Raw genomic sequence first — 15,773 nt, forward strand, 5'->3', positions numbered from 1 at the left:
TGGCTCAGGAATAGTACAGCACAGGTTCCTGTATCCTGCTTTTGGACAGCTTCTTTAAAAAATCGTTTTTCCAGGTTTTCCCCAGCCTGGTCTGGGCCAGATACTCCACAGTATGTAAGACTTTTCTTTTGGATTTTAGTTCCATCAGGCTTCTTGAAATACCGATCTTACAGGAAGGGCATCCCACCAGCAGGGGAAAATCTTCATTATACTCGGGCAATTGTTTTGCAAGGATTTCCTGTTTTCTTGCCCTGATAAGATTGTAGATTTCTGGAGAGGTCATGGCTCCCAGACCGGATTCACCGCAGCAGCCAGGACTCAGTTCAATCTTTGATCCCAGGAATTCCCCTAGTTTTGAAGCGTATACCTCTCCGGCCTTAAGCAGATTCACCCCCACCCATTCGGCATGACAGGCAGGGTGGTAAAGGATTTTTTCCGGGCCATTCTGAGGTTTCGGTTCTGTTTCCTGCAACAGGTACTGAACAATATCCAGATGCCCCAGATCTTTTGAATTTGTCTTAAGGCGGTAATCATGAATCCCTTCCCTGCAGGTTCCGCAGGAAGTCAGGATATGCCCGGAAGTCAGCCCCTGATCCTTAGCAGAATTGATAAGCTGCTGGAGCATCCTGCGGTTGTCAGCTTTGATTTTTTCATAGCTTTCCAGGCAACCTCCGGCCAGCAACGGATAGCCGCAACAAAGATGTTTGTCCGGCAAAATAACGGTTCGACCTGCTTCCAAAAGCAGGACCAGACTGGCTAGGCCAATGTCGCGATAAAAAAGGCCTCCGCCACATCCAGGAAAATAAAAGACAGCTTCGCCTGTAGCCTTGTTCTCTGGCCTGAAAATGTGATGTTTGCCAAGGCGCAGGGCCTCAGGAAGATTGCGAAAACCGATTTCAGGAGATCTATCCCGGAACAGGGGGCTGGTCAGTTTTTTTCTCCAGAATGAGGGTACAATTCCCAGAGCGGTGTTCTGGATTCTCTGACCAATGCCAGCCAGTTTGGCAGCCCTGGGGATCATTTTCTGGGGGTCCTGGCTCAGGTATTTAAGGATTCTGTTTTTGACCGGATGGCCTGAAGCTTTGTTTATGTCCAAAAAAGAACGCATTTCCAGAGCAGCCCTGGCGTTTTCAATCTTTACCGGACAGGCCTGGGTGCATTTACCGCAGGCTGTGCAGTGCTCCATGATCCTTCTTAAGTGCCCAACAACCTCCTGATCAGGATCTCCATGGAGAAGCTGAGTATAGTATATGGCTTCAATGAGGGCTCCCATGGCTATGTTTTTGTTTCTGGGGTGAAACAAAAGACCTTTCTGGGGAAGGTACATGGGGCAGGTCTGCTTGCATTTGCCGCATCTGGAGCAGGACTGAATGCTTCTTAGAAGGTTGATGAGCCTGTCTTTTTCTTCAAGGCCGGTTTTATTGAGATCTTCAATCAGCTGATTGAAGGAAAAGGTGTAGGGATGAACAGGCAGATCCTTTTGAATCAGCTTTCCCGGATTAAAGACATTTCTGGGGTCGATTTTTTTCTTGTAAGCTTTCAGGGCGGCAATCTTGTCATCGGACAGAAATCCGATCTTGGTGATGCCGATGCCGTGCTCTCCAGAAACCTGTCCTTTCAGCTCAAGCACCTTGGCAAATACTTTCTGGGCTGCATCTTCTGCTAAGTGCATCATTTCCGGGTCATTGGAGTTGACCGGGATGTTCACGTGACAGTTACCGTCACCGGCATGCATGTGGTTGGCCACAATAATTTTTGTTTTGTTCAGTTCATCCAGAATGGATTCCAGATCCCGGCGTAATTCAGGATATCTCCCCTTAAGATCCTGGAAAAAGAACCCGATCTGCAGGTGAAATATTTCCTCGGGCAGATCATCTTTGGTTGTCTTGCCCTTCAAGACTCCCATGGCGATATCCAGTTCCATATGGATGAACTCGTCATCCATGTCCACTTGTTGCAGATCAAGAACCGTGTTCAGGGCCTTGCGGTAGGCCAGGGCAAGGTAATAGAGATTCAGGTTTTCAATGAAGTCGGAGAATTCAGGTATCACATCAAGGGGAATGACGATATCTTCGTTGATCTTAAATCCGCTGGTGCGCCTGGTAATGGCTGACAGCTTGTGCCGGTCTTCCCAGAAGATTTCTGCTTCTTTGGCATCCCGGGCCACGAACACGTCCACCTGATCATAGGGGGACACGATGTCAACGATGCTCTCCACAGCCTGGTCCAGAGCCAGGGCATCATTGGAGTCAAGCTGAACAATCAAGACTGAAATGGGTTCGCCTTCATACTGGGCTGACTTTTTGCGGTATTCAATGGCCTGGACGTATTTGGTCCCAAATTCCTCCAGAGCGGATATTTTTACTAAGTCTCCGTTGATCCTGATCTTGTCACGCAGCCCCACTATGTCTTTAATGACCAGCATGGCATTACGCATGGAATGGCCGTAAAATTCCAAGCAGAGAACCCTGGACAGAGCCATGGTCGGATGAAGGGTGAAACAGGCCTCGGTGATCACACCGTCCACCCCTTCCTTCTGAATGCCTGGCAGACCGCCCAGGAACTTGTTAGTAACGTCTTTTCCAAGTCCGGGGCTCCTGATGTCTTCTCCGGACAGTCGAATGGTTTCTTTTAAGCGGCCGTGCTCATCAAAGATATGAAACTCAGCTGTTTCATCCAGAAGGATTTTGTGTCCGGGATGATTGGCCCGTTTAATATCCAGGAGTTCTCCATTGGCCAGGACCATTTTGTAGCTGAGAATGTTGTCAATTGTTGTTCCGTATTCAAAGGCAAAGGGGCCACCTGCGTTTTCGGAGACATTGCCGCCCAGGGATGAAGCAGCCTTGGAAGCAGGGTCAACAGTGAAAAGAAGGTTCTCCCTGGCAGCTGCTTTTATGGCATCCAGGGTAATGACTCCGGACTGGGCACAGAGCACATGATTTTCCTTGTCAATTTCAAGGATTTCCTTCATTCTGCTAAGACTGAGGATCACACAAAGTCGCATGGCCGGGATGGCTCCACCGGTCAGGCCTGAACCTCCTCCCCTGGGGACGATGGTGAAGTTCATTTCATTGGCCAGCTGAACGATTGCCCTGATCTGAGAGGTGTTTTCTGGGAAAAGGACCATCATGGGCAGTTCCATGCGCAGATCAGTGGCATCTGTGGAACACTCAATTATGGTGTTGGGAGTGGTGACAATATTGGCAGGAGGCATGCGTCTGGACAGGTTCTTAATGACCTGGCCCTTGAACTCCCGGTCTTCCTCAAAGGTTTGCCAGTATGCATCCAGACGGCTGGATATCTCCTGAAAGTACTGAGGTGACAGGGCTGATCTCTCGGTATTTAATCTGGACCAGACGCTTTTTTGGACGAGGTCGGGATTGATAAAGGGGTTGTAACGGATTATAAACAGTTCGCCAGCCAGGCTAAGGGCAAGGTTGCGGACTGACTCCGGCCAGGAATCAAAGCTTTCTGGACTCATGTCCAGAACCCTTTTGACAAGCTTTTCCGCTGGCAGGGATATATGCGGCTTTTTATCGGCCATTGATACTTCCTTATACTTAAAATGAATCTATAACCATAAATACTCGAAACCTGAAAGGCAAGTAATGAATTTTCAGGTTTTGCACGCCAAATCAGCCTAGAGGTGGTTATGCCCAGCATACTGAGTGTGGAGAAGAACCAGACTTACCAGGACATTTTAAGGGACTCTTTGTCACCTTGCTATGATGTGAACATCTGCAGGCATGTGCAGGAAGTCGGGAAGACTTATGCCCGAAAATATTTTGATATCGGCATCTTTGATCTGGAAGGTGGAAGCCCTGACAACCTGGAAACTCTAAAAACTCTCGTCACTTCCCTGCCGGCAACACCGATTATCGTGACCAGTGAACGCGACGATTCCGACTGGATTGTCAATGCAGTCAAGGCTGGAGCTTTTGACTTCATTGCCAAACCCTATTCCGGTGAAAGAATCAAGCTTGCTGTAAACCGAGCCCTGGAAAAAAGCAGCCTGAAAAATGAGATTGATTACCTTCGCCGGCAGCAGGATGTTGTTTATGACCTGGGCAAGATTGTGGCAGAGAGCCAGGCCATGAAATCCGTGATGAATCTGGTACGAAAGTATTGCGAAACCGATTCCAATATGCTGGTAACTGGAGAAACCGGAACAGGTAAAAGCTTTCTGGCCGGGGCCATCCACTTCAACAGCCTTAGAAAGAAAAAGCCTTTTGTTAAGATTAACTGCGCCAATATCCCGGAAACCCTTTTGGAAAGCGAGCTTTTCGGCCATGAAAAGGGCGCTTTTACTGACGCGGTCAAGACCAGAAAGGGAAGAATTGAGCAGGCCAGAGGAGGGACAGTATTCCTGGACGAAATAGGGGAGATGAGTCCTTCTTTGCAGTCCAAATTCCTGCAGGTGGTAGAGGAAAAGACCTTTGAAAGGCTTGGCGGGAATAAGACGATTCACAGCGATGTGAGGATTATTGTAGCCACCAACCAGGACCTGGCCTCCATGGTCAGAAAAGGCCAATTCAGACAGGACCTTTATTTCAGGCTCAACGTTCTGGTGATCCACCTGCCAGGTCTTAGAGACCGCAGGGAGTGCATAGAGCCTTTGGCCATGTATCTTCTGGGGAAGATTTGCCGGGAGACCAAGCGCAGGGTCAAGGGCTTCAGTGATCAGGCCCTGGAAATGATGCAGAAATACTCCTGGCCCGGCAATATCCGGGAACTGGCCAATGTTATTGAGCGGGCCGTACTCCTTGAAACCGGACCGGTCATCGGTGGCAAGAATATTCATCTTGACTCGGGCAATGTATTTAAGATGAATAATGACTCCCCTCCTGCTTCTCAGAAACTGGATGAATCAGAGTACAAAATCATCCTGGATGCCCTGGAGACTAACCTCTGGATTCAGAAAAAAGCAGCTGATCAACTTGGGATTTCCCCCAGGGCTCTGAACTACAAGATCAAAAAGCTTGGGATCACCCATTGGAGCTGGCGAAAAAATAAAGGGTGAGATACTTTGGCCAAGTGTCTGTAGCAACCCAACCGGTTTTTTTATATTTTGATTTTTTCAAGACTGGTTCTTTTCGTCCTGCTATTATTTCCTTTCACTATCTGGCCTGTATTTTCAGGCATTCATTCATTTTCAGATCGCCTTCATTGTAATCATGATTACATTTTGGTAAGTCAGTTTTGAACTTGATGGGAATTTCCCTGGATAAGTTCTTCATGGAACCATGATTCTTGGTTAAATTATTCAATTATGACTGAGTGTTGAGTCAGAAAAAGGATAGCCGGTTTGAGCAGGTTCAAGGGTTTGGTATTTTCGGCTTGCATCTTGCTAATTATAGATAACAGGGCTGAGCTTGGTTAGGTGTCAAGAAAATTAAATAATGGATGACTTTTTTTCAGTTGCGCTATATCTTAATCATGCGTCTCTGAAACGAATTCAAGGATGGCATCAGGGCGTGGACCGGATGAATATTTACAGGAACATTTTAATTTTATTTAATTTATGGAGGGTTTGTTATGAAGTTTCCCCAAAAAGGTGAAAAAGGTTTTACTCTGATCGAACTTCTGATTGTTGTGGCCATCATTGGTATTCTGGCTGCCATAGCCATTCCTCAGTATGGTAAATACAGGGCAAATTCCACAGCAACCGGGGTGCAGGCATCCATAAGAACTTGTATGAACCAGCTTGGTGCTGGATATGCCGCTGGTGAATTATCACCAGAAGGAGACCAGTTGGTATATGAAGATGAATCAGATACTTGGACCTGGATGTGCTATGTAGGGCAAGATGTGAATGATGCAGATTATTTTGTTCCAATTGAACTAGATGGAGATGGCGCTATTCAGTTTGCAGGCTTTACAGGAACACAAATCAATGGCGTATCAGTATTCTGCAATAGCTTAGAGGATCCCACTAGTGCCTTTAATTGTTGTCCTGCAGGTACGTTAGAAGAAGGTGACGACAAGTGTCCTGGTCCTGGTGGAGCTCCGAGTAGTGAATAGATCTATTCGAACTGGAATAGTAAGCGATTCAGCATGTTAATATTTAAGTATAGGGGGCTTAAGCCCCCTATGTTTTGATGTTTATTCATCATGGTATTTGGACGGTTATAATATGCCATTTATGGTCGTTATCGATTTTAATTGGTTTAGTATTTGTCAATCTATTCAGAGATAAACTCTACTTACTGGCTGGGTCCACGGAAATTGCTTCACCAAAGATTATCCTTCCAGGTTAGGATTATGAAATTCATTTGGCAGGTAGCCATTGTGAAAAGGGACTGAGCCCGACACGACAATTGTTGTCTTCTTTTCTTCTCACTCTATAGCTTGGCTCTGCTCACTTGACCCCATGGTGGGCAAAATTTTGCCCACCATGGGAAAATATCGTTCTTTGTCCTTCTCAATAAAAAACTTCCTTACTGGCAAAGCAATCCTTCCTTTATATCATCCATCCTGATTAACATGTTGTTTCGGGCTGTTAGCCGGCAGTTGCTTTTCTCCTTGAATCAGGCCATAAAAAAATAATTTTACTGGTATCCATTTTGCTCATTATCCTTCTGAGGTCTGGAATGTGGTATTTTCAGTCTCGTTTGTTAATTATTAATGACAGGTTCAGAGATTACAAAGTGAAACGATCAAATGATGCTAAATAACGCCCAGGCCCTTGAAGGATCTTATCTTGAATATAGACCTCTGACCAAGGCCTGCCAATCAAGGATAAAACGTTCAGGTCTTAAGATGGACAAGGGCCAGAAGTTTGGAATGCCGGTGGTAAGTCTTGCCAGAAAGAAAAGGGATCTGGAACAGAATTTTTCTCTGGTTTATGAGATATACCGGGAAAAGGGGTATATTTCCCGGCCCAGGCCTCATAAAATGTTTTTTTCCATCTATTCGCTGCTGCCGGAAACAACCCACATCAGTGTTCGCAGGAACCTGGCCACTATATCCAATCTGACCCATGTCCCTGATACAAAAGAATTCGGCCTGCCCATGGACTCTATTTACAAAAGGGAGCTGGACCTGATCAGGAGCAAGGGCAGAAAGATTGCCGAACTTTCAGCCCTGGCCACGCCGTGCAGGTTCCGTTGGCGCAACATATTTTTGTACCAGATCCAGGCTGTATACTGGTATGCCCTTTACCGGGGAATTGATGATATCTGTATCGTGGTCAATCCCAGACACAAAAAATTCTATACCAGTCTTTTTCCCTTTGAAGAGCTGGGACCGGTCCGCCATTATCCAAGGGTAAATGCTCCTGCGGTCGGGCTAAGGGGCAGGGTGTATGAAGCCCTGGACTATATGATGAAGATTTCTGATTTGATTTGCTCTGATGCCCCGTTTTACAAATGGTTGTACCGGGTTGAACAGAGCTTGCAAAAGTCCCTCAGAGGCAAAACCCCTGCCAGGGATCATCAGCTTGTTTTCCAGCCGGTCAGACTTGACTCCGGGTCTGTTCACCATTTTTTAAGTCTTGAGCCCTCCATCCTGAGCGGGTTGAACAGAGTGCAGAAAAAAATGCTTGAAAACGCCTACCCGGGCTTGTCCCTGTGTTGATTTAGTGGTATTTAAAGCATAAGGTGTCATATTGAGTTTTAAAGGAGTTTTCACATGATTGTGAATCCTTTGTATCAAATGTTTTTGCTGCCACTCTAATCCGCATCAGGGCATGATCAGGTATCTGAATCTGAATACAACGCCATCTACTTGGATGATGGGCCGGATTCCGCTTCGGGCCGTCCTTATGTTCATTGTTGTTATTTTTTTTCCCTTTCATACAGACTTAAAAGCTCAACCTGTCCGATCCATAATGGACCCAGGTGGTTTTGAAGGTCATTTTTTAAATGGCAATCCCGCACTGCACTCTTCTTCTGGAAGTCCCATAATCAGAAAACCCATAATCCATCGACCCCCGGTAAGGGTGGAGCCGGTCCAGCTGGCAGCCAATGGACGGGTTCCTGTTGTAAGAAACAGACCTGATTCTGTTTACGAGCCTGAGGGATCATCTGAAGACCATTCTGGTGATGATGGTTCGCTTCTGAAAGCTAGTAACGATCATGAACAGTCAACCGCTGGAAATATCATGTCTTTGCTGGGGCCATCATCTGATGGCTCAAACGTTGAAGGCCGGAACTGGAAAGATAATTTCCGGTTCAGCGGATTTATTGATGTTTACGGCGGGTCTGATCTCAAGAGACATGGGAAAAATCAGCAGACCAGAAGCTACAGGCAAAAGATAAGGGCCGAGGCCAGGTATACCTTCAGAAGCCTGGAGTCCAATGGTCATCTTTTGTTTCAGTCCCCGGATCCGTATCTAATTGTATCGGCCCAGTCGGACTATCTCTGGTTTGGAAAAAGAAATTCCTATAACGACCATGATCTTGACCTTTTTGAGGCCTACCTGAACTGGGATCAGGGACCATGGCAGTTCCGGCTGGGCAGGCAGACGGTTCGCTGGGGAAAGACCGATCAGCTGAGCCCTGTGGATAATATTAATGCCCAGGACATGCGCCAGTTCCTGATCATGGACCTGGAAGACCGAAAGATTCCTAATTGGATGGCCAGGATCAGGTATTTTCAGGATGACTGGAATCTGGAGGGGGTGTTCATTCCCTTTCATCAGGCCCATGAAATGGATTTTTTTGGAACCAACTGGGCTTTTTTCCGGCATGCCAGGCAAGATATTATTGACAGTGATCTTCCTGATTTTTTTAAAGAATACAGTAAAGGGATCCGAGTCAATGAAAGTAATCCCCCAAGAACCCTGAAAAATTCGAGCGTTGGGGCCAGGCTTGGAAAAACTTTGGGAGAAGTGGATTGGGCGGCAAGCTTTTTATACACCAGAGAAGCCATGCCCTATGTTTCAAGTTTTCCCATTAAGAATCTGAAGGTAGATGGTGCATTTTCCCTTGATGATCTGAAAAAGAGTTTTCCTGACCCTGCCGATCTGACGGATGAGAAAGTTGAGGTCAGGTATGCCCGAAGTAGAATTTATGGACTGGAGTTTGAAACAGTACATGGCAATTTCGGAATAAGAGGTGAGGCTGCATATTTTGATGAACAGACTTTTATCCGGGATGATCTGACCTCCATGCAGCGACCTGCATTCCATGGAGTTGGAGGGATAGATTATATTGGGGAAAATGAATGGTACGCCAATCTTCAACTCTCAAGTCAGTATGTCTTCAATCACCAGGACGAAATTTTGTTTTTTAAAAGACATAATTACTCTATTATTGGAGAGTTGAGTAAGGATTGGGCCAGAGGAACCTGGGAAACCGGGGTCAGGGGAATATATTTTTTAAGTGATGATTCATCTCACATTCATCCCTATATAACCTATACTCCGGTCACCAACCTGGATGTGACTTTCGGATTACATTTTTTTCAAGGAAGCAGGGATACTATACTGGGACAATATAAGGATAATGATCAAATATATTTGAGGGTTAAGTATCACTTTTAACCTGGTTCATATCTTGCAAATTTCACTTTTGGCATGAACGGTTTTCCAAACCGAGCGGGATTAACGTCCGCATCTTTTGTTGCCGATAATATTCAACCAGGGGTGATAAATCATGCAGCTTCAAAGCCAGAGAATACCTGAGGTTCTATTTCGAGGAGGGGCTGTGTTTAAGCAGCCGGAACGAAGAAGAACCCTTCGGATTAAACGTTCAGGTCTTCATAACCAAGACCTGCTGGATCTGGATCGGCCAGCGGTCAAATTCGCTGAAACCAGGGAAGAACTGGAAAAGGCTTTTTCTCTGGTTTATCAGATTTACCTGCAAAAAAAATTCATTACTGAGCCTAAACCGCATCAGATGCTGTACAGCATCTATTCTCTTTTGCCAGACACAGTTCATATCATTGCCAAGTCTTACTTATCTGTCATATCAAACCTTACCCAGATATTTGATACCCCTGAATTCGGCTTGCCTATGGATGTAATTTACAGGCCTGAGCTTGATGAGCTGCGTAATCAGGGTCGCAAAATTGTTGAGCTTTCTGCCTTAGCTACTCCGCGAGAACATCGCTGGAAAAATATCTTCCATTACCTTGTTCAGGTCATGTACTGGTATTCGATTTACAAGGGAGTTGATGACGTCTGTATTGCGGTTAACCCCAGGCATGTCCGCTACTATAAAAATTTGTTTCCATTTAAAGAACTTGGACCAGTCCGGCATTATCCAAGGGTTGATGCCCCTGCCGTTGCCCTGCGGGCCAAGGTTGCAGAATCAAAGGATGTGATGATCAAGATTTGCCAGGATCTTGAGTTTGATACACCGCTTTATTCATATTTTCATGATGTGGCCAGGCAGTCTCCCGGGGAAAAGGTAGCTCGGGTATTGCCCAATGATTTTTGCTCCAGCAAGACTAAAAACGGACTGGATTCAAACACTGTAGCATATTTTCTTTCCAAAGATTCCTCACTGCTGGAGAACGTAACGGAAGCTATGAAAGAAGCCTTGAACTCATGGTATCCAGGGCTTGAATCTGAGTAGAGAGACTCTTATTAACCTGCTTAAGTAGTTCGATTCAATCTCTGGTCACGGTACGTTCTTGACCATGAGATGCTGAGTGCGTCTAACCAATAAACGACCTGGAGAATAGATGCTGTTTAAGTTTAAGTTGCTGATTGCGGTTATTATTTTTGGGCTGGTTTATTTCCAGGCTGAAGCCCGGGATTCTTTCCCGGATGGAACTGACTTGGCCAGTGAAGTCCATGATTATTACATGGGTGATAATTCAATAGCCCGCATGACCATGGAGCTGGTGGACAGGAATGATCGGTCAAGGATGCGTCAGCTCATAACCATTACCATGGATGACAACAACATTAGAAGCTCGTTGATCCGGTTCCTTGAGCCGGCGGATATTGCCGGGACCGGATTCCTTTCCCTGGAACAGGGGGATGGCAGTACCCAGCAGTTTCTTTATCTACCGGCCCTGGATCGGACCAGAAGGATTGTTTCTACTCAAAGAGGCAGGTCTTTTGTAAATTCGGATTTTACATACGAAGATATGGAAAGGCGGCCAGTTGATGAGTCAGAACATATCGTAACTGGCGAAGAAATTGTCGATGGAAGGGAGTGCTGGATTCTTGAAATCCGCCCCCTGCCTGCAGCCGATTCCCAGTATTCGTTATTAAAAAGCTGGATTCCCAAGGAAATGGCCATTCCAGTCAAAACATTATTCTTTAATCAGCGCGGAGATCATGTCAAAACCTACCAGGTCTTAAGCCTGGAGGAGGTACAGGGGATATGGACTCCGACCCATGTTCTTATGCATGACCTCAAGCAGAATCACCGGACAGTCCTTGTTACTCTGGAAATTGAATACAATTCATCTCAGATAGATCCGTCCTTTTTTTCAACTAGATACCTGGAAAGCTGGTAGAATTTCATTATGGACTTGTCTTTTGTAGTCAGACGTTCCAAATTTTTCCTAGTCCTTTCCATTCTGGTGTTCATGATATTCGGATCATGGGCTCCGTTTATTCAGACGGTGAATAATGTCGACTACTTCAGGCTCAAGGATCATCCTGATCAGAAGTATTACGAGGATTTTCAGGATGTTTTTGGTAATGATGAATTTTTTGTCATAGCCTTTGAAAAAGATGATATTTTTACACAGGAAAACCTTGCTCTCCTTAAAGAGATTACAGCCGGACTCGAAGGTTTGGGTCTGGCCAGGGATGTTGTCAGCCTGGCCAATGTGGACAGTATTATCGGAGATGAGGATTATTTCTATGTCCAGCCTTTTCTGACGGACATACCGGGGACCAGGTCCAGCCTTGAAAGGTTGAAACAGCAGGGGGTTACCAACCCTTTGTATGAAAAAAACCTGATATCTTCTGACGGGAAAACTGCAGCTATTGTAGTTTTTGCTTATGACCATCCTGATGACCCTGATTACCGGCGAGATCTTCTTGGCAAAACAAGAGCCGTTCTTGAACCATTTAAAGAAGACACCCAGTTTTTCCTGGCTGGCTGGACTGTTACCAATTTCAGTTTGAGTCAGTACATGCAGAGGGATCTTGCCAGATTCATACCGGTCACCTATTTGCTCATCGCTTTGGTGACTTTTTTGTTTTTTCGAAATATCAGGTTGACCATCCTGGCGGTGGTGGTCATTTCAGCCTGTGTCAGCTCAACCATGGGCCTGTCCAGAATGCTGGATATTCCCATAAACAATGTCACCACCATTGTCCCCCCCCTGGTCATGGCCCTGACTTTGACCGCCATTGTGCATATCTTTACCCATATGGAAAAATCTGTCCTGGATAGCTCAAAGGACAGATTTGAGGCCTTGTCCAGGGTCTTGAACCAGGTGGCTGTTCCCTGTTTTTTGACCACCCTGACTACTGTTGTGGGGTTTTTATCTCTGTCCATAAGTGATCTTGAACCGATTCGGGAGTTCTCCATCCTGGCTGCATCTGGAATGGTTTTTGGATTCTTTTTTTCCTTTTTCCTTTTGCCTCCCCTTATCCTTCTTTTTGACCCGGCAAAACTGTATTTTCGACTGAATGAATCCCACAGGATTCCCAGAATACTGGGCAAACTGAATACTCTTGTTCAATCCAATCAATATAAGATTCTGGTAATATCGGTAGTTATTGTCTGCGGAGCGGTTTTTTTTGCAGGAAAAGTCAAGGTTGAGACCAACTTGGTAGAGTTTTTCAAAAAAAGCAGTCCGGAAAGGCAGGCCATTGATTTTGTGGAAGAACGTTTGAGCGGAGTTGGAATGCTGGATGTGTCCATTAGGGGAGCTGAGCTGGATGCATTTAAGGATCCGCTTAACCTGGAAATTGTGGAACAGATTGAAGACTATATCCAGGATATTTCAGGAGTGGATGTCACTACTTCCTTTAATCATTTTATAAAGGACATGAATATGTCCTTTCACAATGAAGACCCTTTATACTACCGGATACCGGAAAGCAGGCAACTGGTCGCTCAGTACCTTCTGCTCTATGACTCAGACGACATTGAAGACTTTGTTAATACTGATTTCAATCATACCAGGATTATGGTCAGGCTGGGCGAACACAGTTCAGCCCGGCATGCTGAGATCATAAGGGATCTGAGAGGGTTTCTGGATGAACTGAAAACAGATAATCTTTCATTTCAGATAACAGGACAGGCTGTCCAGGACGTGAACATCATCGATGCCCTGGTTTTTGGGCAGATTTACAGTTTGAGCATTGCCGTAGTGATCATATCTGTACTCATGTTCCTGGTATTCAAATCAATCCCTCTGGGTTTTCTGAGCCTTGTGCCCAACTGCTTTCCCATTCTTCTGAATTTTGGCATTATGGGCCTGCTGGGTATCCCCCTGAATACCGCAACTTCTCTGATTGCTGCGGTGGCCATAGGCATAGCTGTTGACGATACCATCCATTTTCTTTCCAAGTACAATCAGGAGCGGAAAAAAGGACAAAGTATAAGTGTTGCAGTTGAACAGACCATAATGATCAAAGGTCGGGCTTTGCTCAGCTCTTCGGCAATATTGTCCATTGGTTTCGGGGTGCTTGTTTTGAGCAGTTTCATGCCCATCGTTTACTTCGGGGTGCTTAGTGCGCTTATCATGCTGACGGCTGTTATCGGCGATTTGGTAGTTCTGCCGGCCATACTGATGAGCAGGACAAGACAAACCCAATAACAAAGGAGTTCGGTTTGAACGCTGAGGAAATGAAACACAAACTTAAAGATTTCGGCATACTCTCTGAAGAAGATTATTTTACTCAGGCTTTTGCCAGAAACATCGGGCTGTTGTCTGCTGGAGAACAAAAACACCTCAGCCGGTCAAAGGTTGCCATTCCTGGCATGGGTGGAGTGGGCGGAGTGCATTTGATCAATCTGGTTCGGACCGGATTTCGGGTCTTTAACCTGGCTGATTTTGATCACTTTGAGCCCGTGAACATCAATCGTCAAAGTGGAGCCAGAGTCTCATCCTTTGGCAGGCCGAAGCTGGAAGTCATGATGGAAGAGGCGTTAAGCATCAATCCTTACCTGGAAATCAGCCCTTTTTCTTCAGGCCTGACCAGGGAAAATGTCCGAGAATTTCTGCAGGACGTTGATGTGGTGCTGGATGGACTGGATTTTTTCCAGTTTGAAATCAGAAGACTTTTGTTCAATACAGCCAGAGATATGGGGGTTCCGGTCATAACTGCCGGACCTTTGGGATACAGCTCGGCACTGCTGGTTTTCATGCCCCAGGGCATGGGGTTTGATGCTTATTTTGACGTTGCCAAGGAAATGCCGGAAGAGGAGAAATACCTTTGTTTTGCCATGGGGCTTGCTCCAAGCCCCACCCATATATCTTATATGGACCTGGGCAGGGTTGACCTCAAGAGCGGAAAAGGTCCATCTCTGGGCATTGCCTGTCAACTCTGTTCAGCTTTGGCAGTTACCGAAGCAGTCAGAATTGTCCTTGGGAAGCCTGGTTTAAAGCCTGTACCTGATTATTTCCAGTTTGATCCTTATCTTAAGGCTTTCCGGAAAGGCCGGTTGAGAGCAGGCAACCGGTCCATCAGGCAGAAGCTGAAATTATGGTATGTCAAAAACATGCTCCTTGCCTCAGCAGCCAAGTCCAGGCCAGCTGTTTCCCAAAAGCCTCCCAGGGTCGTGGATGACATGCCCCTAGAAGACCGGCATATTGAATATGTCATAAGATCAGCTGTTCAGGCTCCTTCAGGAGATAATGCCCAGCCATGGAAGTTCAGCTCATCACTTGAGGCAGACAAGGCATCAATTTCGGTTTTCCTGGATTCGTCGGTGGATAACTCTTTTTTCAATGTGCGCCAGGTTGCTTCAATTATCTCCTGTGGTGCTGCAATTGAGAATATTTGCATATCGTCATCTGAGGCGGGTTTAAAACACGAGGTTGAGTATTATCCGGATCAGGAAAAGGACAGCCTTGTTTCCAGGATATCCCTGAGGCGGGCTGGCAAGGACCTCCCTGCTGATCCTCTGGCATCGGCTGTCTGGTCGCGCTGTACCAACCGCCGTCCATTTTCAAAGCATCCCGTACCGGAGTGGGTCCAGGAAGATTTGCTTGCCAGAATAAATGATATTCAGGGAGCTGGACTGGATTTACTCACTTCCAGGGCTGGGATCAGGAAGATGGCCCGGCTTGTTTATCTTGCTGACCGAATACGGACTGAACACCGGGCCCTTCATGAGCATTTTTCTTCGATGATCAGGTTCAGTCAGAATGATGCAACAGATAAGCGGGACGGACTGCCTTTGAAGAACCTCGAAGCAGGTGTTGCCGGTGAAGTGTTCTTGCGGCTTACCAAGCCGTGGCCTGTCATGAATGTTGTCAACAAAATCGGTATGGGCCGGATGGTTGCAATGCACTCAGCCCAGGGTATCCTTTCCAGTGGACTGGTGGGACTGGTGAGTGTTTCTGGAATGGGACAGAAAGATTTTTTGCTGGGCGGGCGGGCTTTGCAAAGGATCTGGCTGGCTTTGGATTACAACGGTCTGCAGATGCAGCCCATGACAGCCATCACTCTGTTCTGGCTGAGATGGCTATGGGAAGGTGAGGATTCCTTTTCTTTAAAACATCGCAAGTTGTTGAAAAAGGTTTGGGCCGGATTTGAGAAGTTATTTCCTGAAGTGGATTTTCAAGGCCAGGGGCTGGTCATGCTGTTCAGGGCTGGTTATGGACCTGGGATAAGACACAGGACCCTGCGAAAGGACATGTATACATTCATGGTTGACGATTAAAAACAAAAAGGCCCCCTTAAG

Annotated in this window: 9 protein-coding genes; 8 read left to right on the top strand and 1 reads right to left on the bottom strand. The window is 46.2% G+C overall.

What is annotated here, in order from left to right; translation table 11 throughout:
- Positions 1 to 4: 4 nt before the first annotated feature.
- A complete protein-coding gene (locus tag P771_RS0112210) occupies positions 5 to 3,544 on the bottom strand; it encodes an FAD-binding and (Fe-S)-binding domain-containing protein (RefSeq protein WP_028575366.1) in 3,540 nt (1,179 codons plus the stop codon).
- A 108-nt stretch (positions 3,545 to 3,652) separates the two neighbouring features.
- On the opposite strand from P771_RS0112210, the gene P771_RS0112215 reads away from it, so the two are divergent.
- From P771_RS0112215 to P771_RS0112260, 8 genes are all read left to right on the top strand, one after another.
- A complete protein-coding gene (locus P771_RS0112215) occupies positions 3,653 to 5,020 on the top strand; it encodes a sigma-54-dependent transcriptional regulator (protein ID WP_028575367.1) in 1,368 nt (455 codons plus the stop codon).
- Positions 5,021 to 5,535: 515 nt separating this feature from the next.
- Entirely contained in the window at positions 5,536 to 6,021 is a 486-nt protein-coding gene (locus P771_RS19185) for a prepilin-type N-terminal cleavage/methylation domain-containing protein (RefSeq protein WP_051617309.1), read from the top strand.
- A 639-nt stretch (positions 6,022 to 6,660) separates the two neighbouring features.
- Entirely contained in the window at positions 6,661 to 7,575 is a 915-nt protein-coding gene (locus P771_RS18405; protein WP_051617310.1) for an N-acyl amino acid synthase FeeM domain-containing protein, read from the top strand.
- Positions 7,576 to 7,828: 253 nt separating this feature from the next.
- The gene (locus P771_RS0112240) at positions 7,829 to 9,484 is read left to right on the top strand and encodes a DUF1302 family protein (RefSeq protein ID WP_161635972.1); all 1,656 of its coding nucleotides are present in this window, start codon (positions 7,829 to 7,831) and stop codon (positions 9,482 to 9,484) included.
- Between the two features lie 163 nt (positions 9,485 to 9,647).
- Positions 9,648 to 10,520, top strand: coding sequence for an N-acyl amino acid synthase FeeM domain-containing protein (locus P771_RS17490; RefSeq protein ID WP_150112193.1), 873 nt, complete (start codon positions 9,648 to 9,650; stop codon positions 10,518 to 10,520).
- Between the two features lie 109 nt (positions 10,521 to 10,629).
- Entirely contained in the window at positions 10,630 to 11,415 is a 786-nt protein-coding gene (locus P771_RS17495; RefSeq protein WP_051617312.1) for an outer membrane lipoprotein-sorting protein, read from the top strand.
- A gap of 9 nt (positions 11,416 to 11,424) precedes the next feature.
- Complete coding sequence (locus P771_RS0112255; protein WP_035244502.1) at positions 11,425 to 13,680, top strand: efflux RND transporter permease subunit; 2,256 nt, start codon at positions 11,425 to 11,427, stop codon at positions 13,678 to 13,680.
- A 14-nt stretch (positions 13,681 to 13,694) separates the two neighbouring features.
- Entirely contained in the window at positions 13,695 to 15,752 is a 2,058-nt protein-coding gene (locus P771_RS0112260) for a ThiF family adenylyltransferase (RefSeq protein WP_028575370.1), read from the top strand.
- Positions 15,753 to 15,773 lie beyond the last annotated feature (21 nt).

Source organism: Desulfonatronovibrio hydrogenovorans DSM 9292 (genome assembly GCF_000686525.1).
GTDB classification, from domain to species: Bacteria; Desulfobacterota; Desulfovibrionia; order Desulfovibrionales; family Desulfonatronovibrionaceae; genus Desulfonatronovibrio; species Desulfonatronovibrio hydrogenovorans.